This window comes from Bradyrhizobium sp. CCBAU 51627 (genome assembly GCF_028128765.1).
In the GTDB taxonomy this organism is placed as follows: domain Bacteria; phylum Pseudomonadota; class Alphaproteobacteria; order Rhizobiales; family Xanthobacteraceae; genus Bradyrhizobium.
In genome coordinates, this window is sequence record NZ_LBJG01000089.1 from 138,940 (window position 1) to 163,629 (window position 24,690).

Genomic DNA, 24,690 nt, shown 5'->3' on the forward strand with positions numbered 1-24,690 from the left:
TAATCGGTGTGTCTAATGAAGGAATCGCCAGCATGAGTGCGCACGGACCGATGCCGCGGTCGTCCTGGATCTTTCCTGCGCTGGCGGTGCTGCTGTTCCTGGTCGTCGCCGTGAGCGGCTACAGCTTCACCCTGTCGGCCGGCGGCGGCCTGTTCGCAATCGTCCTGCTGGTGATCCTGTTCGGCACCGTGTTCGCGGCCGTGCATCATTCCGAGGTGATCGCGGAGCGGATCGGCGAGCCTTTCGGCACGCTGCTGCTCACGTTCGCGGTGACCATCATCGAGGTCGCACTGATCACCACGATCATGCTGGGCGACAAGCCCGCGCCGACGCTCGCGCGCGACACGGTCTTCGCGGTGGTGATGATCGTCTGCAACGGCCTCGTCGGCCTCTGCGTCTTCATTGGCGGGCTTCGCTATCGCGAGCAGGGTTTTCAGGTCTCCGGCGCCAACGTCTATCTCAGCGTGCTGATTGCGCTCGCGACGCTGACGCTGATCATGCCCAACTACACGCTGTCGACGCCGGGGCCGGTCTATTCGACGCTCCAGCTCGGCTTCGTCGACCTCGTGACCATCGTGCTCTATGCCGTGTTCCTCTACACCCAGATGGTCCTGCACAAGGATTATTTCGTTCACGAGCGGGGGGAGGGCGAGAGCGGGGCGACCGATCTGTCGAGCACGATGCTGGTGCTGAGCATCGCGCTGCTCCTCATCTCGCTTCTGGCCGTCGTCCTCCTCGCCAAGAAGTTCTCGCTGGTGGTGGACGCCGTCGCCGACAGGATCGGCGCCCCGCCGGCGTTCGCAGGCCTCCTGGTCGCGCTTCTGATCCTGATGCCGGAAGGCGTTTCCGCAATCACGGCGGCTCGCAAGAACGACCTCCAGAAGAGCATCAACCTGGCGCTCGGGTCCTCGCTGGCCACCATCGGCCTCACGATCCCGGCGGTCGGGCTCGCCACCTATGTGATCGACCAGCCGCTGGTGCTGGGCCTCAATTCCCAGAACACGGCGCTGATGATCCTGACATTCTTGCTGAGCATGCTGACCTTCGGCACGGGCAGGACCAACGTCCTGTTCGGGCTGGTCCATATGGTGGTATTTGCCGTCTACGTGTTCCTGGTATTCGTGCCCTGAACCGGTTTCCCGAGCGAGGTTCCGATGCTTGCTGCCAAGTCCGAGGTCCAGGTCGATAACGAACAGGTCCGGGTGACCGAGTGGCGGCTTGCCCCGGGCAGCGCGACCGGGCATCACACCCACGGGATGGATTATGTGATCGTGCCTGTCGTCGACAGTCAAATGACTATCGTGGCGCCGGGCGGCGAGCGCTCCAAAGCGCAGCTTGCGGCCGGGAAATCCTACTTCCGCAAGGCCGGCGTCCAACACGACGTACTTAACGAAACCTCAACCGAGATCGTGTTCCTTGAGATTGAGCTGAAGCCGTAAGGCACGCGTAAACTTTGCCATCGATCCGTCGCAGTTGATCCCTTACAATGCCCCAAAGTTCCCGCATCTGATCGCGCGGGGAGTGGCCGAGAAATGCTGAAATACCTCGCTAAAATCTCGATGGATATCTTCCCCTCGGTGCTCGCGACGATCATCGGGGCCTACATCGTTAATCACTACATCAACGCCAAGCCGGCGGCGGATACGCCAGCCGCGGTGGCGACGCCTGCCGATGCCGGCAAGAACGGCAAGCCCGCCGACGTGGCCAACCTCCCGGGTCCCGGCATCAAGGCCAGGGGCGTCTCCGAGAAGAGGATTTCCGAGAAGAGCGCGTCCGACAAGCCGGCGGCCGAAAAGCCTGCCGAGACCAAGGCGGCCGAGACCAAGGCTACCGACACCAAGGCCACCGACACCAAGGCTGCCGACGTGGCTCCCGGCGAGGCCGCTTCGCACGGGCGCACCCCGGCCCATGAGAAGTCGGTTGCCAAGTCTTCCCCGGCGGCGACCCCACCGGTGGTCGAGGCCAATTCGGCGTCGGCTGCCGCTTCTGCGGCCGCGACCCCTGACGCCAACGATCTCGCCCGGGCCGCCATCGAGCGTCTGCGGAAGTCGCCGGAGGGCAAGGCCGCCGAGAAGGCGGCGGAGGCAAGATCTTCCGACAACAGGTCGGCCGAGACCAAGGCGGCCGAGAGGACGCCGGAGCCTGCGGTGCAGGAAGCGTCCCGGACGCCGGAGGCCCCCCGCGTCGTGACTGCGCTGCCCTCGACGGTGCGTCCGTTGCCGCCGCCGATCAATGTGTCGACGCCAGCGCCTGAGGCCTATGGCAATGGTGGCCCGTCGCAGGCGAATCCGCCTTACACGGCTTCGGTCGGCAACGATGATCCGAATCGGCTAACGCCGCCGGCCGATATTCCGGTCCCGATGATCGCCCCGCCGCTCGACCTCCGCGCTGATGCCGGCTCAACCATGCCGCGGCCGAAGACCAATGTTGCCGACGAGATGCTGTCGGGCATGAAGTCGATGTTCCACGCGGTTCTGCCGAAGGGCGCCACCCCCGACTAGTTGAGCGCCTGCGCTATCCAGGGCGCTTTCGCGCGAGGCGGTTGCCGGTTCGCGTCAAGACAACGCGTCAGGGCCGGGCCTAAGGAATTTGTCAGCCGCCGACGCGGGCCAATCCGCTCCGGGCGGCGTCGTCGTGTGGGCGCAATGCGACCGCCTTGTTGTAGGATGCCGCCGCCTTGGCCTTGTCGCCCAGCCGTTCATAGGCCTGTCCCCGTGTCGTCCAGACCTGGGCGTTGTGCGGATCGGCCTCCGAAGCCTCGTCGAGATCGGCCGCGGCCTCCTTGACCTTGCCAATGGCGAGATAGCTGACGGCACGGCCAAGCAGCGGTTCGGCCTTCTGCGGATTGAGCCCGCTGGCGGCACCGAAATCGGCGATTGCGAAGTCGTGCTGGTTGTTGCCCTGGTAGAGCAGGGCGCGGCCGTAGAGCGCCTGCGCATTGTAGGGATCGAGCGCGACGGCGCGATTGAACTCGTCCAGCGCTGCCTGCGTTTCGCCCGACTTGGCCAGTGCCTGCGCCTTTGCCGTGTGGGTCTGGGCCTCGGTGACGTTGGCGGCGCTGACTGCGCTATCCGGCGCAGCCGCCGCCTTGGGCGCCTCCTGCGGCTTGTCCTTCTCGGGCATCAGCGAGCCCAGATCGAAGGAGCAGCCGCACAATGCGATCCCCATCAAGATCAGCGCGAGCGGTTGACGCCAGGTCCGGCGCAACCGCATCAAGCCGGGCTCGGGGAAAGGGGAGGCCATCACGGTTCGCTCGCGCTAGAGCATGAATCCGGAAAAGTGTGCAGCGGTTTTCCCTCGCGATGAACACGGAGCGCCGCATCTGTAAGTGCCCGCCCCGGGAAGGCACCGCTCATAAAATAATGACGCGGGCCGGCAGCCCGCGTCATCGAAAACTCAGTCCTGCAATGCCGGCAAGATCAGCGCGGTCCGCGCGGACCAGCACCCGGGCCGCTGCGGCCGCCACGCTCGCCACCCGGGCCAGCGCCGAACACCGGCTTCGGCTTCATCGGCAGCAGGCCTTCGCGCTGCAGCTTCTTGCGGGCCAGCTTGCGCGCGCGGCGCACGGCTTCGGCCTTTTCGCGGGCCTTCTTCTCGGAGGGCTTCTCGTAATGACCGCGGAGCTTCATCTCGCGGAAAATGCCCTCGCGCTGCATCTTCTTCTTCAGCGCCTTGAGGGCTTGGTCGACATTGTTATCGCGAACGAGAACCTGCACGCGGCATCCTCTTCAGTGGATCGGATTTGAATTCTGGTAAGTCAAAGGGGATGGCGAAACGCGCAAGCCCTTAACCTTGAGCGCGCGGATGTATCAGACAAAAGCTGGGATGTCCACCGGCCAAGCGGGTTTTCGGGCCAAGTTCAGCCATTAAATGCGGCGAAAATGCTCCCTTGCGGCCTCGACTTGGGAGATTCGGCGCCAGAATCGGGCCGCAGCGGGCATAGTTCCGGAATCTTGGAAATCAGGGGAGACGTCACATGGACATGAAGAAATATGCTGCCGAGGCCATCGGCACGTTCTGGCTTACATTCGCAGGCTGCGGCAGCGCAGTGATTGCAGCCGGCTTTCCGCAGGTCGGGATCGGCCTGGTCGGCGTGTCCCTTGCCTTCGGCCTGAGCGTCGTCACCATGGCCTATGCGATCGGCCATATCTCGGGCTGCCATCTCAATCCAGCCGTCACGGTCGGCCTCGCCGCCGGGGGACGGTTTCCGGCCAGCCAGATCCTGCCTTACGTGATCGCGCAGGTCTGCGGGGCGATCGTTGCCGCCGAACTGCTCTATGTGATCGCCAACGGTGCCCCGGGCTTCGACGTCACCAAGGGCTTTGCCTCCAACGGCTATGACGCGCATTCGCCGGGCCAGTACAGCATGCTCGTCTGCTTCGTCACCGAGGTGGTGATGACCATGATGTTCCTGTTCGTGATCATGGGCGCGACCCATGGCCGCGCGCCCGCAGGTTTCGCACCGCTCGCGATCGGACTTGCGCTGGTGATGATTCATCTCGTCAGCATCCCCGTCACCAACACGTCGGTGAACCCGGCGCGCAGCACCGGCCCTGCGCTGTTCGTCGGCGGCTGGGCGCTGTCGCAGCTCTGGCTATTCTGGGTCGCACCGCTGATCGGCGGCACACTGGGTGGGGTGATCTATCGCTGGCTCAGCGAGGAGCCCGCCGGGGTCGTCGCGGGCGTGAAGACGGCGTAGAGCGTTATCGAGCGAAGTGGATATACCGGTTCGCGCAAGAAAACGCGTCAAACAAAAATACGGAATGGGATCGCGGATCTTGCTGCGATCCCCTTACTTGCCCTTCGAGGGGCGGACTTCGGTAACGTGGCCCATCTTGCGGCCGGGGCGAGGGGTGCCCTTGCCGTAGATGTGGACGGTCGCGCCCGGTACGCTCAGCCACTTTTCGTAATCGTTGATCTCGTCGCCGATCAGATTGGTCATGGTGACGACCTCACCGTGGCGCACCGGCTTGCCGAGCGGCCAGCCGGCAATGGCGCGGATGTGCTGCTCGAACTGGGAGACGGAGGCACCGTCGAGGGTCCAGTGTCCGGAATTGTGTACGCGCGGCGCGATCTCGTTGACCAGCACCTTCGGTCCGCCGCCATTGGCGAGCACGAACATCTCCACTGCGAGAACGCCGACATAGTCGAGCGCGGTCGCGATCTTGCCGGCGATGCTGCGGGACTCTTCGGCCAGCGCATCCGGGATCGGCGCCGGCGCACGCGATATCTTCAGGATGTGGTCGCGATGCTCGTTCTCGGTCACGTCGAAGCACTCGACCTGGCCTGATGCAGAGCGTGCTGCGATCACGGAGATCTCGCGCTCGAACGGCACGAAGGCCTCGAGGATCGCCGATTTGGTGCCGAGGCTGGTCCAGACCCTCGCGATGTCGTCGCCCTCGCGAATGATCGCCTGGCCCTTGCCATCATAGCCGAAGCGGCGGGTCTTCAGCACCGCGGGCAGGCCGATCTTCGCGATCGCCTCGCGCAGCGTGGATACGGAGGTGACGTCGGCGTAGGCAGCGGTGCCGATGCCGAGCTTCGTCACAAAATCCTTCTCGGCGAGCCGGTCCTGGGTGGTCTCGAGGATCTTGCGGTTAGGCAGCACGGGGCGGCGCGCGTCCAGCACAATGGCGGCTGCGGCTGGTACGTTCTCGAATTCGTAGGTGATGACGTCGACGTCATGGGCGAACAGCTCGAGCGCTTCGACGTCGGCATATTCGGCGCAGGTTGCGTTGAGCACGACGTCGAACGCCGGCGAGTCCGGATCGGGCGAGAATACCTGGCAGCGCAGGCCGAGGCGTGCCGCGGCCATGGCCAGCATCCGACCGAGTTGTCCCCCGCCGAGGATTCCGATGGTGTCGCCGGGCTTCAGCTTCACCTGCTCTGCGTCGGTCACGCCTTGTCCTCCGGGCGCTCGGCAACCGCCTCGGTCTGGGCCTTGCGCCAGGCGGCGAGACGGTCCGACAGGGCCGGATCGGACAGCGCCAGCACGGATGCCGCCAGCAGCGCCGCGTTGATTGCGCCGGCCTTGCCGATCGCGAGCGTGCCGACCGGAATGCCGGCGGGCATCTGAACGATCGAATAGAGCGAATCGATGCCCTTGAGCGTCCTGGACTCGATGGGCACGCCGAATACCGGCAGTTCCGTCAGTGCCGCGGCCATGCCGGGCAGATGCGCAGCTCCGCCCGCGCCGGCGATGAGCACCTTGAAACCGGCGGCCTTGGCGCCCTTGGCAAAGGTAAACAGGCGGTCCGGAGTACGGTGTGCCGAAACGATGCGGGTGTCGGAGGCGACGCCGAGCGTTGCAAGCGTGTCGGCGGCGTGCCGCATCGTCTCCCAGTCCGACTGGCTTCCCATGATGATGGCGATCGGCGCGGTCATGACGTCAATTGTGCTCGGAAAACAGAAAGATAGGCCAGATTAACGGTTCCGGCCGGCGGCTCGCAAGGCGGTGGCAAGGAGAAGGGAATGCACTATCCTGTCTTGGTGAATCCCCGCAAGCCTTCATTGAGCAGGATGCCCATGAAGAAACCCAAAAGGGCGACCGCTGCGAAGGCCAAAAAGGGCCGGAAAACCAGCGGGAGCCGAACGAAAACGGCCCCCAAGCGGGCTGCGGCGCCGCGTCGCGCGTCCGACGCCGGCAAGGCAACCATCAGTGCTCTGCGGACCAAGCTCGCGAAGGCGCTGCGTCGCGTCGCCGAGCTGGAGGCTGCGGCCGACACCGATTTCCTGCTGGACATTCCCAACCGGCGCGGCTTTGAGCGCGAGCTCCAGCGCGCCATCGCCTACATGAAGCGCTACCGTGCCAGCGGCGCGCTGATCGTGCTCGACGTCGACCGGCTGAAGCCGATCAACGATTCCTTCGGTCATGCTGCCGGCGACGAGGTATTGAAGGCGATCGCCACGAAGCTGACGCGGCAGATCCGCGCCTCCGATGTGGTCGGCCGTCTGGGGGGCGACGAGTTTGCCTTGCTGTTGTGGAATCTCAGCGAGACCGATGCCAAGGCGAAGGCCGCCATGTTCGAGCAGGCGATCGACGATTTGTCATTCACCTTTCGCGGCCAGCATGTGACCGCGGGCGCCTCCGCCGGCGTCGCGCTGCTCGGTGCGCAGTCCGATGCCGCGCGCGCACTCGAGGAGGCCGATGCCGCCATGTATGTACGCAAGGCGCATCGACGACACGAGCCGCGGATCAGGCTCGTGAGCAGCTGACCTTATAAAGTGGCCAGATCTTCCGGTACGTTGCCGAATTTGCGCAACAGTGTGGCATCGCCGAATTCGCCAGTCATGGGATCGCCACTCCGGCTGAATGCGACGGCGCCGATATGGCCGGCGCTGTGTGCCAGTGCTTCGGCGCGCCGGAGCGCGGCCGTCGAGTTCTGGCATTCCTCGGCAGCGCCGGCGACGGGAGATCCGTCGGCATCGATCAGGAAGGGCATTGCAACGTAGTAGGTCACATCAGACATGGCGTTGCTCCTTTAGAACTCAGGCGGCGCTGCTGTTGCTCCGCATCTTGCTGCGCGAGGTCTCGGGGATGCAGCCGGCCGAAATCGCCGCCTGCAATTCTTCCAGTTCGGCTTCCAGATATTCGTTGGCCATGATCAGCGCCTTGATGGTGCTGCGCAGATTGCCGTCGCACATCGCGATCGCCTGATCGCAGGCCTGTTCATAATGGCTGTTGTCGAGAAGGGCGGGGACTGACATCTGCGGTGTCCTTGCGGGTTGTCCTTGGGCGTCTTCCTGGAGGCGTCGGGGGTGAGATGAATGTTCCTATTTTGTTCTTTTCGAGTCAAGCGGATTCAAGCGCGGCAGCCCCCCGAGCACTATGGATCAGGCGATAATATCGGGCGTGATCTGGTCTTCGATGAAGGCGATACGGTCGCGCAACAACAGCTTGCGTTTCTTCAGGCGCTGTAACCGCAACAGGTCGGGGGCAGGCGATTGATGCAGTGCATCGATCGCCGCATCCAGATCTCGGTGTTCCTGCTGCAACCGGGTGAGCTCGGCTTCGAGCTCACGCTCGTTTTCATGGGTCATGTCTGCGGCGGCCGAAACCGATAGCTTGAGATCAAGGCTGTGGATGCCCTGTGGAAATTATCGTCCTTGCGCGGCGTGATCGCAAGCGATCTGCCTCTCCACACACCGCCCTCTCGCAAGATATTTCAACGATTCGGTGCAGCGTCGCGCAAGTGCATTGATATCATGGATTTTTCGCCGCGTGGTTCCTTACTCACGCTTCATTACATATGAATTTTCAAAAATGACGGTACGACGACGGATACCCATCGACAGAACGAATCGGTGATGTACACTTCCTCGTCCGGATCGAATCCAAGGTCACACCTACCGAGGAGGTTTCGAATGACAATTCAGGCACATCTGGTTGAATTGGAACGGAAGCATAAAACTCTCGAAAACGAATTGCACGAAGCTCTCGTGCACCTTTCAACAGACGACCTGCAAATTGTTGAGTTGAAGCGCCGGAAGTTGCTGGTCAAGGACCAGATCGAACGACTGAAGCAGTCAGGCGACACGCTTCACTAATAACCCCCGTAACAGCGTCAAGTTTGATCGTATCCCTTCGGGCAGGGATGAGAGCCTTGCGCTCGTCCCTGCTGCAAGGTGCGCGCCGCGCAATGATCGTTGCGCGGTGTGAGCGCTTTGTCTGGACGTGTTTTCTTAACGCGAACCGGTCTCCAATCAGCTCGAAAGCGCGCTAGATCTCGGCCAGCTCCGCGACGTGGTCCGCAATCGCGAGCGACGACGTCAGGCCCGGCGATTCGATGCCGAACAGATTGACCAGACCCGCAACGCCATGGTCGCGCGGACCCTGCATCAGAAAATCCTGCGTCGCCACCGCCGGCGGCACGATCTTCGGACGAATGCCCGAATAGCTCGGCATCAGTGCGCCGTCGGGCAGCGTCGGCCAGTATTTGCGGATCGCGGGATAGAAGCGCTCGGCGCGTGACGGATCGACTTCATAATCGATCGTCTCGATCCATTCGACGTCGGGGCCGAAGCGCGCCTGTCCCGCCATATCCAGCGTCAAATGCACTCCCAGCCCGCCGGGCTCGGGCACCGGATAAATCAGGTGGGAGAACGGCGCCCGCGCGTTGCAGCTGAAATAGTTGCCCTTGGCGAGATAGGCCGGCGGAATCCGGTCGATCGGCATGCCATCGATGTGACGTGCCACGGTCGTTGCCGAAAGTCCTGCGGCATTGACGAGCAGGCCGCATTGCAGCGTCATCGGCGCTTCGCCGCCGGCTTCGATCTCGATCGTTCCACCTTCCGCCTTGGCGCGGATCAGCGGCGTGTGAAACGCAAAGGCCGCGCCCGCTTCCTCGGCCTCGCCGCGCAGCGAGAGCATGTAGGCATGGCTGTCGATGATGCCGGTCGATGGCGACAACAGCGCGGCGTCACAGGCCAGCGCCGGCTCCAGCGCGCGCGCGGCCTCGCCCGGGAGCAGTTGCATGTCGAGCACGCCATTGGCCTCGGCATGCGCCTTGATCGATTGCAGCTTCTCGGTTTCCTTTGCATTGGTCGCGACGATCAGCTTGCCGCAGTTCTTGTGTGGGATGCCGCGCTCGCCGCAATAGCGGTACAGCGCATGCTTGCCGCTGACGCACATGCGGGCCATCCAGCTTCCGGCTCGGTAATAGATTCCGGCATGGATCACCTCGCTATTGCGCGAGGAGGTCACGGTGCCGATGGCCTCAGCTTCCTCGAGCACGATCACCTCGCGGCCGGCCTGTGCGAGCCTCCTTGCCACCGCGAGCCCGACCACGCCGGCTCCGATAACGACACAGTCGACCCTATCCATGGTTGTGCTGACGTCCCGCTGAAGGGGCCGATGGCGCCGGTTGGCCTCGGAAGCGCGCCGTGCGGCCGTTTTCCGTTAAGGAAGCATTTATCATGTCAGGGCAATTGCTGTATTTCGCGTCACATTTTTCTGTTGGGCTACAGGCGTTTACCCGATCCAAACCCGTGAAGCCAGACAATCCGCAGTTGAAATCGCGGGTGGCTGATGGCTGAGAGGAACTGGCACGAAGGCAGCATGCTTCCGATTGCTGTGCAGGCCGTCATGTGCCTGACCAGCGCGGTTGCACCTTCGCGTGCCTATGCGGACGGCCTCGCGGCGCCGAGCCGTCTCGGCGATCTCGACGCCAATCTGATCTGGGAAGCCCTGATCGGGGGCATCGTCGTTTGCGCGTTTCTCGTCGCCATCGCGCTGTGGGTCCATTCCGCGCTGCGCCGGAACAGGCGTTCGCAGCTGCGGCGCAACGCCTTCGTGTCCTCCGCCATGAACAACCTCAACCAGGGCGTGGTGATGACGGATGCGCAGCGCCGCATCATCTTCTGCAACGATCGCTATCTCGAGATCTACGGCCTGACGCGCTCGGACCTTCGGGCCGGCATGAATGGCCGCGAACTCCTCGAACTGCGTCGCAAGCGCGGGGTGTTGCGCGCCTCCGACGACGAATTCTACGATAAAGCGTCGAGCTCCAATGGCCTGATCACGGAACTGCCGGACGGACGGGCGATCCTCGTGAAATATTTCGTGCTGCCGAACGGCGGCTCGGTGGCGACGCATCTGGACGTCAGCGAGCAGCGGAAGCTGTCGCGACAGCTCGCCTCCACCAAGCAATTCCTGGAATCGGTGCTGGACCACGTGCCGGCCTGCGTCGCCGCCAAGAACATCGAGGACGGCTGCTATATCTTCGCGAACAGCGCCTATGAGCGGTTCTGGGGGCTGTCGCCGGACTTCGCCGTCGGCAGGAATGCGCGGGAGCTGTTTGTGCCCGGCTCGGCGGCCAGCATCGAGGCGGCCGACCGGGCAGCGCTCGAATCGTCCGATGGCCAGTACCGCAATGAGTTCGAGGTCGATCGTGCCGATGCGCGGCGCTTGGTTGCCTCGATCCGGATCGTGGTTCGCAACGAGAGCGGCAAGCCTGAATTCCTGCTGGTGGTGTTCGAGGACATCACCGATCGGCAATCGCTGTCCAAGGAGCTGGAGAGCACCAAGAAATTCCTCGAACTCGTGGTCGACAACATTCCGGTGGCTCTGATCGTGGAGCAGGTCAAGGATGGCCGCTATCTGCTCGCCAACCGCAGCGCCGAGACGATCCTCAACCGCAGGCGCGAGGAGGCCACCGGCCTGACCGCCTCCGATATCTTCAATGCCAAGGAAGCCAAACTGATCATCGCGCGCGACGAGGCCGCGATCAAGAAGCGCGGGATGATCACCGAAGAACATCCGATCTCCACCAAGGACGGACTGCGCCTGTTCCTGACCCGCCGGGCCACGGTGCTCAACGATGCCGGCGAGCCGCAATATCTGATCAAGACCCATGAGGACGTCACCAACCGCCGGCAGACCGAGTCGCGCATGGCGCACATGGCCTATCACGACGGCCTCACCGACCTGCCGAACCGCGCCGCCTTCCTCCAGGCCCTGAACCAGATGATCGAGGCCTGCGAGGGCACCGACGAGGAGTTCGCGGTCCTTTGCGTCGATCTCGACGGGCTCAAGGAAGTCAACGACGTGTTCGGCCACGCTCTCGGCGACAAGCTGCTGGTCGAGGTTGCGCAGCGGCTCCAGGATGCCGCACGCGGCGGCCTGGTGGCGCGCCTCTCCGGCGACGAATTCGGCCTCATCATCGACGGAAAGCAGCCCGATGCGGGCCTTGCGCTGGCGCAGCAGCTCGGCGAGGTGTTGGCGCCGGAGTTCCACATCGACGGTCGCGCGGTTCGTGCCGGCATCACGACCGGCATGTCGATCTTCCCGCACAATGGCCCCGACGGCGCCGCGCTGCTCGCCAATGCCGGCGCGGCCCTGTTCCGTGCCAAGCAGAAATCGCGCGGCACGATCAGCCTCTACCAGCCCGAGATGGATCAGCAGATCCGCGACCGCCGCGTGCTGCACCAGGACCTCTCGATGGCGATCAAGAACGGCGAGCTGTCGCTGGCTTTCCAGCCGCAGGGCATCGCGCGCAACAGCGTCGCCGAGAGCGAGATCATCGGCTTCGAGGCGCTGGCGCGCTGGCAGCATCCGGTGCGCGGCCAGGTCTCGCCCGCCGACTTCATCCCCATCGCCGAGGAAAGCGGCCTGATCGTCGAGATGGGCGAGTGGATCCTGCGCGAGGCCTGCCGCGAGGCGGCGTCATGGCCGAAGCCGCTCCAGGTCGCAGTCAACCTGTCGCCGGCGCAGTTCATGCACGGCGACGTGGTCGGGCTTGTCCATTCAATCCTGATCGAGACGGGCCTGGCGCCCGGCCGGCTCGAGCTCGAAATCACCGAGGGCGTGCTGATCGAGGATTTCGACCGCGGCCTGGCGCTGCTGCGCCGTCTGAAGGCTCTCGGGGTGCGGATTTCGATGGACGATTTCGGCAGCGGCTATTCCTCGCTGAGCTATCTGCAGGCGTTCCCGTTCGACAAGATCAAGATCGACCGCGCCTTCATCATCAATCTCGGCCGCAACCCGCAATCGGCCGCGATCGTCCGCGCCGTGATCGATCTCGGCCACGGCTTCGAAATGTCGATCATCGCCGAGGGCGTCGAGACGATCGACCAGCTCGCCTTCCTCGCGCGCGAAGGCTGTGACGGCGTGCAGGGCTACCTGCTCGGCAAGCCCTTGCCGATCGGACAATATGCCGGCCTCGTCGGCCGCGTCGAGACCATGGAGCTTGCGCTCAAGACCGGCTAGTGAGGAGAGACTTGGCTCGCTCCCTCTCGACGGTTTCATGGCGGATTACGACCTCGCGATCATCGGCGGCGGCCTCAACGGCGTCAGCCTCGCGCGCGATGCCGCCGGCCGCGGCCTGCGGGTCATCCTGATCGAGCAGGGCGATCTCGGCGGCGCAGCCTCATCAGCGACGCCGCGGCTGATTCATGGCGATTTGTCGGTGCTGGAGCGTCGCGGCTTCTGGCGGGTGCGCAGGGCCCTCGCCGAACGCCGAACCTGGCTCCGGATCGCGCCGCATCTGGTGCGGCCGATGCGCTTCGTGATCCCCGCCCATTCCGATGAGCGTCCACCATGGCTGTTGCGGGCCGGATTGTATGTTTATGACGCGTTGACGGGCCGCGGCGGCCTGCCTGCAGCGACAACCCTCGACATCACACATCATCCGGTCGGCAACGCGCTGAAGCGTCCGCTCGGCGTCGCCTTCGAATATGCCGATTGCATCGTCGACGATTCGCGCCTCGTGGTTCTCACGGCGCTGGATGCCGCCGAGCGCGGCGCCACGATCCGCACCGGGGCGCGTTGCGTGCGCGCCGACAGGGCCGACATCTGGCGGCTCGCGCTGGTCGATCGCGGCCATCGACGGGTGATCACGGCACGTGCGCTGGCCAATGCCACCGGGGGCTGGACATCGTTAGTCGCCGAGACGGTGCTGCGACAGCCGGTGCCGGCGATGGCCGCCGTGCAGATGAGCCAGGTCGTCCTGCCAAAGCTGTTCGAGTCCGATAACGTCTACGTGTTCCAGAACACTGATGGCCGGCTGATTTTTGCCAGCCCCTTTGAGCGCGATTTCACGCTGGTCGGCACGGTCACGCACGATTTCACCGGCGATCCCGCGATCGTCGCCATGCCAAGCGCCGATGTCAGCTATCTGTGCGAGGCCGTGAACCGTTACTTCCGCGAGCGTGTCGCCCCGACCGACGTGGTGCGCACGGTCTCCGGCGTCAATCTGACGCCCGCGTCCGGGCGGCGACGCAACGGGACGACGCTGTTCCACGCGCGCCGGCGCAAGGCGCCGCTGCTCACTGTGTTCGGCGGCGACGTCACGACCTCGCGGCTGCGCGCCGAGCGGGCAGTGACGCGGCTGACGTCGTTCTATCCCATGTCGAGACCCTGGACCGCCGGCGCAGCATTGCCTGGCGGCGATTTCGCCTGGGATCGTTTCGAGACCGAAGTCGATCTCGCCTGCCACCGCTGGCGCTTTCTCACCGAGCCGCAAGCCCGGCGCCTGGTTGCGGCCTACGGCTCGCGATTGCCCGATGTGCTGGGCGAGGCGAAGACACGCGAAGCACTCGGCCCCACATTTGGTCCCGACCTGACCGCCGCCGAGACGCGTTATCTCATCGCCCGCGAATGGGCGCGCTTCCCCGATGACATCCTGTGGCGCCGCTCCAAGCTCGGCCTGACCATGCCTGCCGCGGACCGTGACGCACTGGCAGCGTTCATGGCGGGCATGGCTCGAACCGGTTGAGGAAAGGCCGATCCGCGGCTAGCGTGCGGCGGCACTTGGGGTTGGCAGGGACCATGACTGACGAGTCACCGAGAACGGGCGCCGCAGCCAATGCGGCTGGAGATGCGCATCCGGCCGCTGGTGAGCCGCTGCTGCGCATCGAGGGCGTGGCCAAGACGTTTGGAACATTTCGCGCCGTGGACGGCGTGTCGCTCGACGTCAAGGCCGGCGAGTTCTTTGCGCTGCTCGGGCCCAGCGGCTGCGGCAAGACCACGCTGCTGCGTATGCTCGCGGGCTTCGAGGCTCCGGATGAAGGGCGCATCCTGCTCGGTGGCAGGGATATCGCGCAGGCGCTGCCGCACGAGCGCCCGATCAACATGATGTTCCAGAACTACGCGCTGTTTCCGCATCTGTCGGTGCGCGACAACATCGCCTTCGGCCTCAAGCGCTCGGGCATGGCGCGCGCCGAGATCGCACCACGCGTCGCGGAGATGGTCGCGCTGGTGAAGCTCGAGGGGCTGGAGAAGCGCAAGCCCGACCAGCTCTCCGGCGGCCAGCGGCAGCGCGTCGCGCTGGCCCGCGCGCTGGCCCGCCGGCCGCAATTGTTGCTGCTCGACGAGCCGCTTGCGGCGCTTGACAAGAAGCTGCGCGAGAGCACGCAACGCGAGCTGATGGAGCTTCAGCGCCGGCTCGGCATGACCTTCATTATCGTCACCCACGACCAGGAGGAGGCGATGACGATGGCCAGCCGGATCGGCGTGATGAAATCAGGCAAGCTGGCCCAGGTTGCTCCCCCGCGTGAGCTCTACGAGGCGCCGCGTTCGCGCTGGATTGCGGAGTTCGTCGGCGACATCAATCTGTTCGACGCCGAGTCGAAGCTGCGCGATGGTCATCGCCTGGTCATTGGCACGCGTGATGCGGGGACGCTGGTGGTGGCCGAGCCGCGCCAGCCGTTCGGCGACAGCAGATTTTCGGTCGCGATCCGTCCCGAGAAGGTCAAACTGTCGCGTCGTGGTCCAGTGAGCGAGGCCGGTCATGGAACCGCGATCAACGTCCTGGATGGCGTGATCGCCGACATCTGCTATCTCGGCGGCACCACCACCTACAAGGTGAAGCTCGATACGGGCGGCACGGTGCAGGCGTCCGTCGCCAACAGCGCGCGCCTCGACGTCGATGCCTATAGCCTGAACCAGCAAATCGTCGCCTGGTTCACGCCTGATGATTGCGTGGTGCTGCCGTCATGAGCGCCCGCCGGATTTTTGCGCGACCGGCGCGCTTCGCAGCCATCGCACCCTATGTCTGGATGGTGCTGTTCTTCCTGGTGCCGTTCGGCTTCGTGCTGAAGATCAGCCTGTCGCAGACCGCGATTGCGCAGCCCCCCTACGAGCCGGTGTTCGACCTGACGGCAGGATGGACGGCCATCCGGGCGGCGTTTGCCGCACTTTCGATCGACAATTTCAGATTGCTCGCCTCCGACGACATTTATGTGTTCGCCTATCTGCGCAGCTTGACCGTAGCCGTGACGGCGACCGCCTTGTTGCTGCTGATCGGCTATCCCATCGCCTATGGCATGGCGCGGCTACCGAAGCGCTGGCAGGCAGTGGCGATGGTGCTGGTGATCGTACCGTTCTGGACCTCGTTCCTGATCCGCATCTATGCCTGGATCAACATCCTCCAGCATGACGGCCTGCTCAATCAGATCCTGCTGGCGCTGCATCTGGTGAGCCAGCCGGTGGTGTGGCTCTCCACCGACACGGCGATGTATATCGGCATCGTCTATTCCTATCTGCCGTTCATGATCCTGCCGCTCTACGCCACCCTCGCGAAGATGGAGCCGGCGCTGGAGGAAGCGGCCAGCGATCTCGGCGCGCCGCCGGGGGCGGTGTTCTGGCTGGTGACGTTCCCGCTGTCGCTACCGGGTGTCGGCGCCGGCGTGCTCTTGTGCTTCATCCCCATCGTTGGCGAGTTCGTGATTCCGGATCTGCTCGCCGGCTCCAATTCGCTGATGATCGGCCAGACGCTGTGGCTCGAATTCTTCACCAACAAGGACTGGCCGGTCGCCTCGGCCGCGGCGATCGCGCTGCTCGTGATGCTGCTGTTGCCGCTTCTGTTCTACGAGCGGCTTCAGCGCCGACAGCTGGAGGAGCAGTGAGATGCGCACGATTTCCCGCCTGTCTCGCTTCAACATCGCTTCGCTCGCGCTGGGCCTCGCCTTCCTCTATCTGCCGATCCTCATTCTCGTGATCTATTCCTTCAACGCCTCACGGCTGGTGACGGTGTGGGGCGGCTGGTCGCTGCGCTGGTATCACGAATTCTTTGCCGACCGCGCCATGATCGAAGCGTCCTGGATGAGCCTGCGGGTCGCAGTCGCTTCCGCGACCATTGCCACGCTGCTGGGCACGCTGGCCGCGGTGGCGCTGTCGCGCGGCGAGCGCTTTCGCGGCCGCACGTTGTTCTCCGGCATGCTCTATGCGCCGCTGGTGATGCCGGAGGTGATCACGGGATTGTCGCTGCTCTTGCTGTTCGTGGCGCTGAACGCGGAGCGCGGCTTTTGGACCGTGACGATCGCCCACACCACGCTGACAATGTGCTTCGTTGCCGTCGTCGTGCAGTCGCGCCTCGGCTCGCTCGATCGCTCGCTCGAAGAGGCGGCGATGGATCTCGGCTGCGCCCCCGTCCGCGCGTTCCTGTCGGTGACGTTGCCGTTGATCGCGCCGGCGATCGTCGCCGGATGGATGCTGGCCTTCACGCTCTCCCTCGACGACCTCGTGATCGCGAGCTTCACCACCGGCCCCGGCTCGGCAACCCTGCCGATCCGGATCTATTCCGAGGTGAGGCTCGGCGTGAAGCCGGAGATCAATGCGATCTGCACCCTGGTGATCGCCCTGATCGCTGTGGTCATCATCATCGCCTCGGTTGCTTCAAAATTGTCGAGCTCGCAAGGCGAGAGCGCGGCGCCTTTGTGATGCGGAGACTGTCATGACATTCGCCTATCAGATCGTGATCCACACCCCGTTCTGGGTCTGGATGTTGCTCGCCTATCTGGTGTGGCAGGGAATCAAGGCGATGCAGCCGCGCAAGATGCCGATCTGGCGCGCGCTGATCGTGCCGGTCGTCTTCATCGTCTGGGGCGTTTCGCGGATCGGAGTTGGGCATCAGGAGAGCGCGTGGCCGCTGCTTGCCTGGATCGCGGCCGCGCTGGTGCTGTTGCCGGTCGGCGTGCTGACGCCGCGTCCGTTCGATGTTGACCACAAGACTGGAGAGATCATTCGTCCGGGCAGTGCGTTCGGGCTGATCCGCAATCTCGTCGTGTTCGCACTGCAATATGCAGTGGGCGTGATCTCGGCCGTCGACGCGGGCGACCGAGCGCTTGCGATCATCGTCGGCCGCGCCATCTCGGGCGCGACCGCCGGATACTTCTTGGGCTCGATGATCGCGCTCCTGATCGCCTATCGCAGAAAGCGCGCCAGCCAGCTCTAGGACTTCACCGCACCTGCCGTCAGGCCGCCCACCATGTAGCGGCGGAAGGCGTAGTAGACCGCGGCCGGCGGCAGCGCGTAGATGAAGCCGGTGGTCATCAACAACTCCCACGGCGAATCGTCGGCGGCGAGGAAATTGCCGAGCGCGACGGGCAGGGTGATCTCCTGGTCGTTCGAGAGCAGCAGGAACGCGTAGAGATATTCGTTCCAGGCCAGCAGCACCGCATAGGTGCCGATCGCGACCAGCGAGGGCATCATCAGCGGCAGATAGACCAGGCGGAAGATCTGGAGCGTCGTGGCGCCGTCCATCACTGCGGCTTCGTCGAGTTCGACCGGCAGCTTGTCCGAGGCCTGCTTCAGCACCCAGATCGCGTACGGGCTGGCGATCGTCACCATGGCGAGGATCAGCGACCAGTGATTGTTGAGCAGACCGTAATTGCCCATGGTGCGGTACATCGGCACGGCGAGGAACGCAGCGGGGATGAAATAGGTGAACAGCGCGAGATTCAGGACCATGCGTCCGCCCGGCACCTTCAGGCGCGAGATCGAGAACGCCGCGGCAGTCGCGACGACTAGCGTCAGCGCACCCACCGCGGCGGCGATCACCACGGAATTCCAGAACTGGACGTAGAAGTCGCGCAGGAAGTAGTGCTGCTGCTTGAACACGATCTCGAAGTTGTGCAGCGTCGGATGATCCGGCCACAGCTTGCCCGAGAACGCGTCTTCCTTCGGGGAGATCGCGAACAGGAACATGTGGTAGATCGGGATCATCGTCCACAGGAAGACGGGAATGCCGATCAGGAGCAGCCGCGCTTCGGTCGCGACGTCACGCCAGGAAAATTCGCTTACGCCGGGAAGCTTCATCGCGACAACCGTTTCATCATGAAGTACACGAGCGGCAGGACGAACGGCATCGCGCAGACGATGGAAGCCATCGCCAGCGAGAGCTGGTCGAGCCGGAGATAGCGAATGCCGAGCGTCGACAGCACATGCGTGAGGTCGGCCGGGCCGCCGCCGGTGAGAAGATAGACGCTGTTGAAGTCCCCTAGCGTCCAGATCATCGAGAGCAGCGTGCAGGTCACGTAGAGCGTCTGCATCGACGGCCAGGTGATGAAGCGGAATTTCTGCCACCAGCTGGCGCCGTCGACCTCGGCGGCCTCGAACAGATCATGCGAGATTGCAAGGCGGCCGGTGATCAGGATCAGCGTCCAGAACGGCAGCGACTTCCAGATGTGCACGGCGATCGCCATGGTCAGCGCGATGGTCGGGTCGTTCAGCCAGTTTGGACCGTCGTCACCGGTGAGGGTGAAGATGAAATGGTTCACCATGCCCCATTCGGGGTTGAGCATGAACCGCACCGACAGGATGGTCGGGATCGACGGCACCGCCCAGGGCAGGATGAAGATCACCGACAGCCATTTGATCCAGGTGCGCTGCTGGGCGAAGAAGCCGGACAGGAACAGCGCGATCAGCATCTTGATGTTGATGCCGATGACCAGGAAAATCAGGGTGTTGACCGCGGCGCGCGCGAAGATCGGGTCGTTATAAAGCGCGACATAGTTCGACGGGGCTCGCGCCAGCCAAAGCCCGTAGCAGACGGGATAGACGACGAAGGCAAGGAAGACGAGCAGATAGGGTGCGAGCAGCACGATGCCCCAGACCTGCGCCGGGGTCAGCCGCGACGACAGGGGTGGCGCGATCGCCTGATCGCCAGAGAGCGTGATCGCCATTCTATTCGGACTCTTCAAAGAGAAGCCGGCCGCGAAACGCGGCCGGTGTTGTTCTTACACCTCTCCCCGCAAGGCGGGGAGAGGGAGGATGAGTTAACCTGCGACCTGCTTGATGCGGGCGATCAGTTCGTCGACGGCCTTGTCGACCGGAACCTTCTCGCTGACCACCCGGTTCATCGCCTTGGCCCACACGTTCTCGTTGTTGAGGATCGTGAACTTCCAGTTCTTGGTGAAATCGAACGGCGCGGTGCCGCCGGTGAACTGGGCGTAGACGGCCTTGCGGTGCTTGTCAGCCTGCCAGAACGGGCTCGCCTGGCTTTCCTTCGTCACCGGGAACCAGCGGCCAAGCGCGCCCTCGATATAGGGGCGGACGTTCTCTTCCTGGAGCAGGAAGCTGATGAACTGCTTGGCTTCGGCCTTGTTCTTGGCCGCGGTGAAGACCAGCCCGGTCTTCACGTCGGAACGGTACCTGATCGTCGAACCATCCGGGGCCTTGGGAAAGGACGCCGTGATGATGTCCTGCTCATAGGCCTTCTTGCCGGCATCGCGCTGCTCTTGGGTGAGCGCCTGGTTCTGCGAGTCCTCGTACCATTTCGCCGCGATCGAGATCGTGAAGTTGTGGGTCATCACGATGGTCTTGTTGTGGAAGGCGACATTATTGTCCGGATCCTTCCACGTCGTCGAGGACGGCGGGGTGCAGCCCTTGATGTAGGTGTCGGTGTAGTCCTTCATCGCCTTGATCAGGCCGTCGCGGACCTTGGGATCGTCGACGAGCAACTTGCCGTCGTCATCGACCAGCTTGACGTGATAAGCGTCCATGAAGGTGTAGAACGACTGGAAGGAGTCGGTGGATTCCACGCCCATCGGCTGGCCGACCGCATAGATGCGCTGGCCGGTCGCCTTGCGAATCGCAGGCTGCACCTTGTCGCACCAGAATGACCAATAGCCATTCCAGTCGTTCGGAATGTCGCTCTGCTTGAACCCGGCCTTCTCCAGCATGTCCTTCCAGATCTGGACGTGCATGCTCTGCTGCTTCAGCGGGAAGCCGTAATAGGCCTTTTTCTTGGCGACATCGTTATAGAGGATCGAGGCATCCAGCGTGTTCTGCACGAACCGGTCCTTGATCGGCTCCATGACGTCGGTGAGGTCCTCGAGCTTGCCCTCATAGGCCCACTTGCCCTGCGCCTGCACGTCATAGGAATCGGAGTAGGCGACATCTGGCACGGTGCCGGCATCGAGCGCGGCGACCGTCTTCGGAATCATGTCCTGGATCGCATACTGCGACAATTCGACCTTGATGCCGGTCTTGGCTTCGAACTTCTTGATCGTATCGAGCAGTGCGTCATCTTCGGAGCGGTAGAAGCCCTTGCCCCACCAGACCGTAATCGTCTTCTGCTGCGCAAAGGCGGGTGCGGCGGCTGCAAACAGCCCGACGGCAGCGACCGCCAATGATACTGCGCCAATAACCTTGGATCTCACGTTTTTCTCCCTCAAACGGCCGGTGTTTTAACCGGTCGGATAAAACACTAGCGCATGGCGGAAGTCCGATCTAGCGCCATCTTGTCAGACCAATGTCGTGGGGATAGAGCCTCAGAGAGATGCTTAACGCGCATCGATCCAATCGCGGCATCAATTTGCGGCAATCAATTCGCCTTGTAGGTCGTCGCTCGGCCTGGAGCAAGTGGCAGCTCCACGCACCTGCACCCCGTCAGCGAGCACCTATTTCAAACGGCGTGACCGCGGCTTGCCCTGCCCGCTGGCTCGGAGAGGAGAACGCCATGTCTCGAGCAGCATCTTGAGGAATTGGCTGGCATGCGGGGATAATGTCGCCCCGCGCCTGCGCACGATGCCGATCGTCCGCGACACTTGCGGCTCGGTCAAGCGAATGGTGTGAATGATCGGATGGCCGGCCGCGGGCGTTGCCAGCCTCGGCAGCACAGCGACGCCGAGGCCCGCTTCGACCAGCCCAAGCGAGCCGGAGAGGTGAGCGACCTCGTAGGACCAGTTCAACTGCAGGCCGTGTCGCGCCAGCGCATTGTCGATCAAGGCGCGATTGCCGCTATTGCGACCGACGGTGATGACCCGGTGCGGCACGATCTCCGGCCAGCTGACCTGTTTGCGTGATGCCAGCGGATGGTCATGACGGCAAGCCAGGACGAAAGGGTCCTCAACCAGTTTCTCGAATTCGATCTCGGCATGCGAGGCCCCGATGAAATTGATGCCGAAATCGACTTCGCCACGCGCGACCGCTTCCAGCCCCTCGTTGGCACCGATATCCAGAATCCGGACGCGAATGCGCGGATACGCTTCGGCAAAACGGCCGATCGCACGCGGCAGGAAGTAGAACACTGTTGTTGGCACCGCGGCCACCGAGACCAGGCCAGAACTTCGCGCGCCGATATCCTGGATGGCGAGCACCGACGTCTCGAACTCGTCGATGAGGCGCCGCACCTTCGGCAGGAAGTCGCGGCCGGTCATGGTGAGATTGACGTGGCGCGTCGATCGCTCGAGCAACGGCGCACCGAGGCTTTCCTCCAGCTTCTGAATGCGGCGGCTCAGTGCCGGCTGAGACAGGTTCAGCGCCTTGGCGGTCCGGACAAAGCTTCCCGTCTCAGCGACGGTGATGAACGCCTTGAGGTCGAGCAGTTCTGCGTTCATGGCAGGGGCTCCATTATACCGATAATCGAAATAATACCTCAGATATTTGCATTTCACAAAAGAGTTGAGAGGGAAGATGCTCTGATCGGGCGAAGAGTTCGCCGAACGGAACAGCGCCATGAACGATCAGATTGCCATTCCCTGTGTGGTCATGCGCGGGGGTACCTCGCGCGGGCCGTTTTTCCTGGCCCGCGATCTTCCGGCCGATCCCGCCTTGCGCGATGCGCTGCTGTTGTCGGTGATGGGAGGCGGGCACGATCTCGGGATCGACGGAATCGGCGGCGGCAATGCCGTCATCAACAAGGTCGCGATCGTCGGACCGGCATCAGTGCCGGGCGCAGATGTCGACTACCTGTTTGCCCAGGTTCGCGTTCGCGAAGGGATCGTCGACACGTCGCCGAACTGCGGAAACATGCTGGCGGCGGTGGGGCCGTTCGCAATCGAGGCCGGCCTGGTCGCCGCTTGCGCCGATCGCACCCATGTGCGCATCCACAATGTCAACACCGGCAAGCTGATCGATGCCACCGTCGCCACCCCCGGCGGGCGGGTGACCTATGAAGGCGAGGCGCGGATCGACGGCGTCCCCGGAACGGCCGCGCCCATCGAACTGTCTTTTCCCAATGCAGCCGGCGCACGCACCGGTCGCCTGCTCCCGACGGGACGGCCGGTCGATCGCATCGAAGGGATCGATGTGAGCTGCATCGACGCGGCGATGCCGGTCATGCTGGTCCGCGCGGCAGATCTGGGCTGCACCGGCCGTGAGGCGCCTTCGGACTTCGCCGACGGCAGCTTTCGCGCGCGTCTCGAAGGCCTGCGCATCGAGGCCGGGCGCCTGATGGGCTTTCCGGATGCCGCGAACATGGTGATCCCGAAGCCGGTTCTGATTGCGCCCGCAAGCGGGGCGACGTTGAACGTCAGGTACTTCATGCCGCACGACTGCCACAGCGCGCTGGCGGTGACCGGCGCGGTCGCGATTGCGACTGCGTGCCTCACGCCCGGAACGATCGCCGCCGAGATGGCCGGACCGCTGGCGCCGCCGCTGCCGATCATGCTCGCCCATCCCTCCGGCCAGCTCGTGGTTCGGCTGGAGCCCGGGCCGGTCGCCCGGGTCCAGCGGACAGCCCGGCGGATCTTCGAGGGCCAGGTCTTCGCCCGCCGGTCGCACGTGCCTCATGCGGTCCTGGCGGCCTGACACCCGCCGCTTTCGCAGCCACCAAGAAAATCAGAGCCATGGGAGAAGCGAGAATGCACAAGGAAGCGCGGGTTGGACACGACACCACCGAGGCGCGGAAGCCGTTCTACCGGATTCTCTACGTCCAGGTCCTGATCGGCCTCATGCTGGGCGTCCTCACGGGCCATTTCTGGCCCGAATTCGGCGCCGCGCTGAAGCCCTTCGGGGACGGCTTCGTCAAGCTGGTCAAGATGATGATCGCGCCGATCGTCTTCTGCACCATCGTGAGCGGCATCAACAGCATCAGCGATTCCCGCGAGGTCGGTCGCACGCTCGTGAAGTCCATGGCGCTGTTCTATCTGCTGACCGTGCTCGCGTTGCTGGCCGGGCTGCTGGCTGTCTCCTTGATCCAGCCGGGCGCGGGCATGCATGTTTCTGTCGGTACGCTGGATCCGTCGGTGGCCGCGAAATTCACCAAGCAGGCAGCTGCGACCGGGTTTGCGGATTTCATGCTGCACATCATCCCGCATTCGTTCTTTGGCGCCTTTGCCGACGGCGAGGTGCTGCCGATCCTGCTGGTCGCCATCCTGATTGCCTTTGGCCTCAGCCGTGCCGGCGACCAAGGCGCCGCGGTGACGAAGGCGGTCGCCTCGTTCTCGCACGTGCTGTTTGTGTCATTCGGCTTCATCATGAAGCTCGCGCCGCTCGGGGCCTTCGGTGCGATGGCGTTCACGGTCGGCCGTTACGGCGTCCGTTCGATTGGCTCGCTCGGACTGCTGATCCTGACCTTCTATATCGCCTGCTCCATCTTCGTGGTCGTCGTGCTCGGGACGCTGGCGCGGCTGAACGGCTTCAGCCTGTGGAAGACCATCCGCTACTTCAGGGACGAATTGCTGATCGTGCTCGGCACGTCCTCGTCGGAGCCGGCGCTGCCTGGCGCGCTGCGCAAGCTGGAGCAGCTCGGATGCCGCAAGGGCGTGTCGGGACTCGTACTGCCGATGGGCTACTCCTTCAATCTGGACGGCAGCGCCATCTATCTCACCCTGGCGTCCATCTTCATCGCGCAGGCCTGCGACATTCACCTGTCATGGGGCCAGATCGCGGCGATGCTCGGTCTGATGCTGCTGACGTCCAAAGGGGCGGCCGGCGTCACCCGCAGCGGCTTCGTCGCGCTGGTTGCGACGCTCTCCGTCATGCCGGATCTGCCCGTGACCGCCGTGGCGCTGCTGGTCGGCATCGACCGCTTCATGTCGGAAGCGCGGGCCCTGACCAGCATGATCAGCAACTGCGTCGCGGCGATCACCGTTTCGCTGTGGGAGAATGCCTGTGACCGCGAGGTGCTGGCCCGCGAACTTGGGCAGAGCGACGCGCTCGAAATCGCGACCGCAACAGGGGGCGGCGCGGCGACTGCATGTGAGGACAAGGGCTGGATCCCGACCACGCGATCGGCTGCTTGACTC

The 24,690-nt window shown here is 63.9% G+C and carries 26 protein-coding genes; 14 read left to right on the top strand and 12 right to left on the bottom strand.

Annotated features, from left to right (window positions below; translation table 11 throughout):
• Positions 1-32 precede the first annotated feature (32 nt).
• The 3 genes from XH88_RS33965 (at position 33) to XH88_RS33975 (ending at position 2,501) form a co-directional block, all read left to right on the top strand.
• Entirely contained in the window at positions 33-1,130 is a 1,098-nt protein-coding gene (locus tag XH88_RS33965) for a calcium:proton antiporter (protein ID WP_271672554.1), read from the top strand.
• 24 nt (positions 1,131-1,154) lie between these two features.
• Positions 1,155-1,439 carry a cupin domain-containing protein gene (locus tag XH88_RS33970; protein WP_271672555.1) on the top strand — a complete coding sequence of 95 codons (285 nt, stop codon included), beginning with the start codon at positions 1,155-1,157 and terminating at the stop codon, positions 1,437-1,439.
• Between the two features lie 93 nt (positions 1,440-1,532).
• Positions 1,533-2,501: a hypothetical protein gene (locus XH88_RS33975; protein ID WP_271672556.1), complete on the top strand. Its 969-nt coding sequence runs from the start codon at positions 1,533-1,535 to the stop codon at positions 2,499-2,501.
• Positions 2,502-2,592: 91 nt separating this feature from the next.
• On the opposite strand, the gene XH88_RS33980 is transcribed toward XH88_RS33975, so the two are convergent.
• Both XH88_RS33980 and rpsU read right to left on the bottom strand, forming a co-directional pair.
• On the bottom strand, positions 2,593-3,243 hold the full coding sequence (locus XH88_RS33980; protein WP_271672557.1) for a tetratricopeptide repeat protein: 651 nt from the start codon (positions 3,241-3,243) through the stop codon (positions 2,593-2,595).
• Between the two features lie 176 nt (positions 3,244-3,419).
• Positions 3,420-3,716, bottom strand: a complete 297-nt coding sequence (rpsU, locus tag XH88_RS33985) for a 30S ribosomal protein S21 (protein ID WP_092291984.1) — start codon at positions 3,714-3,716, stop codon at positions 3,420-3,422.
• Between the two features lie 260 nt (positions 3,717-3,976).
• Here rpsU and aqpZ point away from each other — a divergent pair, with 260 nt between their 5' ends.
• Positions 3,977-4,699, top strand: a complete 723-nt coding sequence (gene aqpZ, locus XH88_RS33990) for an aquaporin Z (protein WP_271672558.1) — start codon at positions 3,977-3,979, stop codon at positions 4,697-4,699.
• A 93-nt stretch (positions 4,700-4,792) separates the two neighbouring features.
• Here the strand turns inward: aqpZ and XH88_RS33995 are convergent, their stop codons facing one another.
• Positions 4,793-5,899: a 5-(carboxyamino)imidazole ribonucleotide synthase gene (locus tag XH88_RS33995; protein WP_271672559.1), complete on the bottom strand. Its 1,107-nt coding sequence runs from the start codon at positions 5,897-5,899 to the stop codon at positions 4,793-4,795.
• Positions 5,896-6,384, bottom strand: a complete 489-nt coding sequence (gene purE, locus XH88_RS34000; protein ID WP_271672560.1) for a 5-(carboxyamino)imidazole ribonucleotide mutase — start codon at positions 6,382-6,384, stop codon at positions 5,896-5,898. The genes XH88_RS33995 and purE overlap by 4 nt, the downstream gene beginning before the upstream one ends.
• Positions 6,385-6,525: 141 nt before the next feature.
• Between purE and XH88_RS34005 the strand changes: the two genes are divergently transcribed.
• Entirely contained in the window at positions 6,526-7,215 is a 690-nt protein-coding gene (locus XH88_RS34005) for a GGDEF domain-containing protein (protein ID WP_271672561.1), read from the top strand.
• Between the two features lie 2 nt (positions 7,216-7,217).
• Here the strand turns inward: XH88_RS34005 and XH88_RS34010 are convergent, their stop codons facing one another.
• The 3 genes from XH88_RS34010 to XH88_RS34020 all read right to left on the bottom strand — a co-directional run bounded on the left by XH88_RS34010 (position 7,218) and on the right by XH88_RS34020 (position 8,040).
• Positions 7,218-7,469 carry a hypothetical protein gene (locus XH88_RS34010; protein WP_271672562.1) on the bottom strand — a complete coding sequence of 84 codons (252 nt, stop codon included), beginning with the start codon at positions 7,467-7,469 and terminating at the stop codon, positions 7,218-7,220.
• A 19-nt stretch (positions 7,470-7,488) separates the two neighbouring features.
• Positions 7,489-7,707 (bottom strand): hypothetical protein, encoded by a 219-nt coding sequence (locus XH88_RS34015; protein WP_209958816.1) that lies wholly within the window; start codon positions 7,705-7,707, stop codon positions 7,489-7,491.
• 126 nt (positions 7,708-7,833) lie between these two features.
• Entirely contained in the window at positions 7,834-8,040 is a 207-nt protein-coding gene (locus XH88_RS34020) for a YdcH family protein (protein ID WP_128969171.1), read from the bottom strand.
• Between the two features lie 324 nt (positions 8,041-8,364).
• Here XH88_RS34020 and XH88_RS34025 point away from each other — a divergent pair, with 324 nt between their 5' ends.
• Complete coding sequence (locus tag XH88_RS34025) at positions 8,365-8,547, top strand: YdcH family protein (protein ID WP_092302764.1); 183 nt, start codon at positions 8,365-8,367, stop codon at positions 8,545-8,547.
• A 172-nt stretch (positions 8,548-8,719) separates the two neighbouring features.
• Here the strand turns inward: XH88_RS34025 and XH88_RS34030 are convergent, their stop codons facing one another.
• Positions 8,720-9,823 (bottom strand): NAD(P)/FAD-dependent oxidoreductase, encoded by a 1,104-nt coding sequence (locus XH88_RS34030; RefSeq protein ID WP_271672563.1) that lies wholly within the window; start codon positions 9,821-9,823, stop codon positions 8,720-8,722.
• Between the two features lie 204 nt (positions 9,824-10,027).
• On the opposite strand from XH88_RS34030, the gene XH88_RS34035 reads away from it, so the two are divergent.
• The 6 genes from XH88_RS34035 to XH88_RS34060 are packed head-to-tail and all read left to right on the top strand — an operon-like array spanning position 10,028 to position 17,672.
• Positions 10,028-12,706 (top strand): sensor domain-containing protein, encoded by a 2,679-nt coding sequence (locus tag XH88_RS34035; RefSeq protein WP_271672564.1) that lies wholly within the window; start codon positions 10,028-10,030, stop codon positions 12,704-12,706.
• Between the two features lie 37 nt (positions 12,707-12,743).
• A complete protein-coding gene (locus XH88_RS34040) occupies positions 12,744-14,213 on the top strand; it encodes a glycerol-3-phosphate dehydrogenase (RefSeq protein ID WP_271672565.1) in 1,470 nt (489 codons plus the stop codon).
• Positions 14,214-14,266: 53 nt separating this feature from the next.
• A complete protein-coding gene (locus XH88_RS34045) occupies positions 14,267-15,436 on the top strand; it encodes an ABC transporter ATP-binding protein (protein ID WP_271672566.1) in 1,170 nt (389 codons plus the stop codon).
• Positions 15,433-16,344 (top strand): ABC transporter permease, encoded by a 912-nt coding sequence (locus XH88_RS34050; protein WP_271672567.1) that lies wholly within the window; start codon positions 15,433-15,435, stop codon positions 16,342-16,344. Before XH88_RS34045 ends, XH88_RS34050 begins: the two co-directional genes overlap by 4 nt.
• Before the next feature lies 1 nt (position 16,345).
• Positions 16,346-17,158, top strand: coding sequence for an ABC transporter permease (locus tag XH88_RS34055; protein WP_271672568.1), 813 nt, complete (start codon positions 16,346-16,348; stop codon positions 17,156-17,158).
• A gap of 13 nt (positions 17,159-17,171) precedes the next feature.
• Positions 17,172-17,672, top strand: a complete 501-nt coding sequence (locus tag XH88_RS34060) for a DUF6622 family protein (RefSeq protein ID WP_271672569.1) — start codon at positions 17,172-17,174, stop codon at positions 17,670-17,672.
• Here XH88_RS34060 and XH88_RS34065 read toward each other — a convergent pair.
• The 4 genes from XH88_RS34065 to XH88_RS34080 all read right to left on the bottom strand — a co-directional run bounded on the left by XH88_RS34065 (position 17,669) and on the right by XH88_RS34080 (position 22,059).
• Entirely contained in the window at positions 17,669-18,535 is an 867-nt protein-coding gene (locus XH88_RS34065) for a carbohydrate ABC transporter permease (protein ID WP_271672570.1), read from the bottom strand. The genes XH88_RS34060 and XH88_RS34065 overlap by 4 nt on opposite strands.
• On the bottom strand, positions 18,532-19,401 hold the full coding sequence (locus XH88_RS34070; RefSeq protein ID WP_271672571.1) for a carbohydrate ABC transporter permease: 870 nt from the start codon (positions 19,399-19,401) through the stop codon (positions 18,532-18,534). Before XH88_RS34070 ends, XH88_RS34065 begins: the two co-directional genes overlap by 4 nt.
• 93 nt (positions 19,402-19,494) lie before the next feature.
• Positions 19,495-20,880, bottom strand: a complete 1,386-nt coding sequence (locus XH88_RS34075; RefSeq protein WP_271672572.1) for an ABC transporter substrate-binding protein — start codon at positions 20,878-20,880, stop codon at positions 19,495-19,497.
• 240 nt (positions 20,881-21,120) lie between these two features.
• Positions 21,121-22,059 (bottom strand): LysR family transcriptional regulator, encoded by a 939-nt coding sequence (locus tag XH88_RS34080; RefSeq protein WP_271672573.1) that lies wholly within the window; start codon positions 22,057-22,059, stop codon positions 21,121-21,123.
• A 118-nt stretch (positions 22,060-22,177) separates the two neighbouring features.
• Between XH88_RS34080 and XH88_RS34085 the strand changes: the two genes are divergently transcribed.
• Together XH88_RS34085 and dctA are read left to right on the top strand one after the other, a co-directional pair.
• The gene (locus XH88_RS34085; RefSeq protein WP_271672574.1) at positions 22,178-23,251 is read left to right on the top strand and encodes a 4-oxalomesaconate tautomerase; all 1,074 of its coding nucleotides are present in this window, start codon (positions 22,178-22,180) and stop codon (positions 23,249-23,251) included.
• Positions 23,252-23,304: 53 nt separating this feature from the next.
• Positions 23,305-24,687 carry a C4-dicarboxylate transporter DctA gene (gene dctA, locus XH88_RS34090; protein WP_271672575.1) on the top strand — a complete coding sequence of 461 codons (1,383 nt, stop codon included), beginning with the start codon at positions 23,305-23,307 and terminating at the stop codon, positions 24,685-24,687.
• Positions 24,688-24,690: the final 3 nt, after the last annotated feature.

Coding starts and splice junctions, on each gene's coding strand:
- XH88_RS34035 (WP_271672564.1), top strand. CDS start 10,028: ATGGCTGAGAGGAACTGGCACGAAGGCAGCATGCTTCCGATTGCTGTG.
- XH88_RS34005 (WP_271672561.1), top strand. CDS start 6,526: ATGAAGAAACCCAAAAGGGCGACCGCTGCGAAGGCCAAAAAGGGCCGG.
- XH88_RS34070 (WP_271672571.1), bottom strand. CDS start 19,401: ATGGCGATCACGCTCTCTGGCGATCAGGCGATCGCGCCACCCCTGTCG.
- XH88_RS34080 (WP_271672573.1), bottom strand. CDS start 22,059: ATGAACGCAGAACTGCTCGACCTCAAGGCGTTCATCACCGTCGCTGAG.
- XH88_RS34015 (WP_209958816.1), bottom strand. CDS start 7,707: ATGTCAGTCCCCGCCCTTCTCGACAACAGCCATTATGAACAGGCCTGC.
- XH88_RS34065 (WP_271672570.1), bottom strand. CDS start 18,535: ATGAAGCTTCCCGGCGTAAGCGAATTTTCCTGGCGTGACGTCGCGACC.
- XH88_RS33970 (WP_271672555.1), top strand. CDS start 1,155: ATGCTTGCTGCCAAGTCCGAGGTCCAGGTCGATAACGAACAGGTCCGG.
- XH88_RS34055 (WP_271672568.1), top strand. CDS start 16,346: ATGCGCACGATTTCCCGCCTGTCTCGCTTCAACATCGCTTCGCTCGCG.
- XH88_RS34010 (WP_271672562.1), bottom strand. CDS start 7,469: ATGTCTGATGTGACCTACTACGTTGCAATGCCCTTCCTGATCGATGCC.
- XH88_RS34030 (WP_271672563.1), bottom strand. CDS start 9,823: ATGGATAGGGTCGACTGTGTCGTTATCGGAGCCGGCGTGGTCGGGCTC.
- aqpZ (WP_271672558.1), top strand. CDS start 3,977: ATGGACATGAAGAAATATGCTGCCGAGGCCATCGGCACGTTCTGGCTT.
- dctA (WP_271672575.1), top strand. CDS start 23,305: ATGCACAAGGAAGCGCGGGTTGGACACGACACCACCGAGGCGCGGAAG.
- XH88_RS33980 (WP_271672557.1), bottom strand. CDS start 3,243: ATGGCCTCCCCTTTCCCCGAGCCCGGCTTGATGCGGTTGCGCCGGACC.
- XH88_RS34085 (WP_271672574.1), top strand. CDS start 22,178: ATGAACGATCAGATTGCCATTCCCTGTGTGGTCATGCGCGGGGGTACC.
- XH88_RS34025 (WP_092302764.1), top strand. CDS start 8,365: ATGACAATTCAGGCACATCTGGTTGAATTGGAACGGAAGCATAAAACT.
- XH88_RS34050 (WP_271672567.1), top strand. CDS start 15,433: ATGAGCGCCCGCCGGATTTTTGCGCGACCGGCGCGCTTCGCAGCCATC.
- XH88_RS34040 (WP_271672565.1), top strand. CDS start 12,744: ATGGCGGATTACGACCTCGCGATCATCGGCGGCGGCCTCAACGGCGTC.
- XH88_RS33965 (WP_271672554.1), top strand. CDS start 33: ATGAGTGCGCACGGACCGATGCCGCGGTCGTCCTGGATCTTTCCTGCG.
- XH88_RS33975 (WP_271672556.1), top strand. CDS start 1,533: ATGCTGAAATACCTCGCTAAAATCTCGATGGATATCTTCCCCTCGGTG.
- XH88_RS34020 (WP_128969171.1), bottom strand. CDS start 8,040: ATGACCCATGAAAACGAGCGTGAGCTCGAAGCCGAGCTCACCCGGTTG.
- purE (WP_271672560.1), bottom strand. CDS start 6,384: ATGACCGCGCCGATCGCCATCATCATGGGAAGCCAGTCGGACTGGGAG.
- XH88_RS34045 (WP_271672566.1), top strand. CDS start 14,267: ATGACTGACGAGTCACCGAGAACGGGCGCCGCAGCCAATGCGGCTGGA.
- XH88_RS34060 (WP_271672569.1), top strand. CDS start 17,172: ATGACATTCGCCTATCAGATCGTGATCCACACCCCGTTCTGGGTCTGG.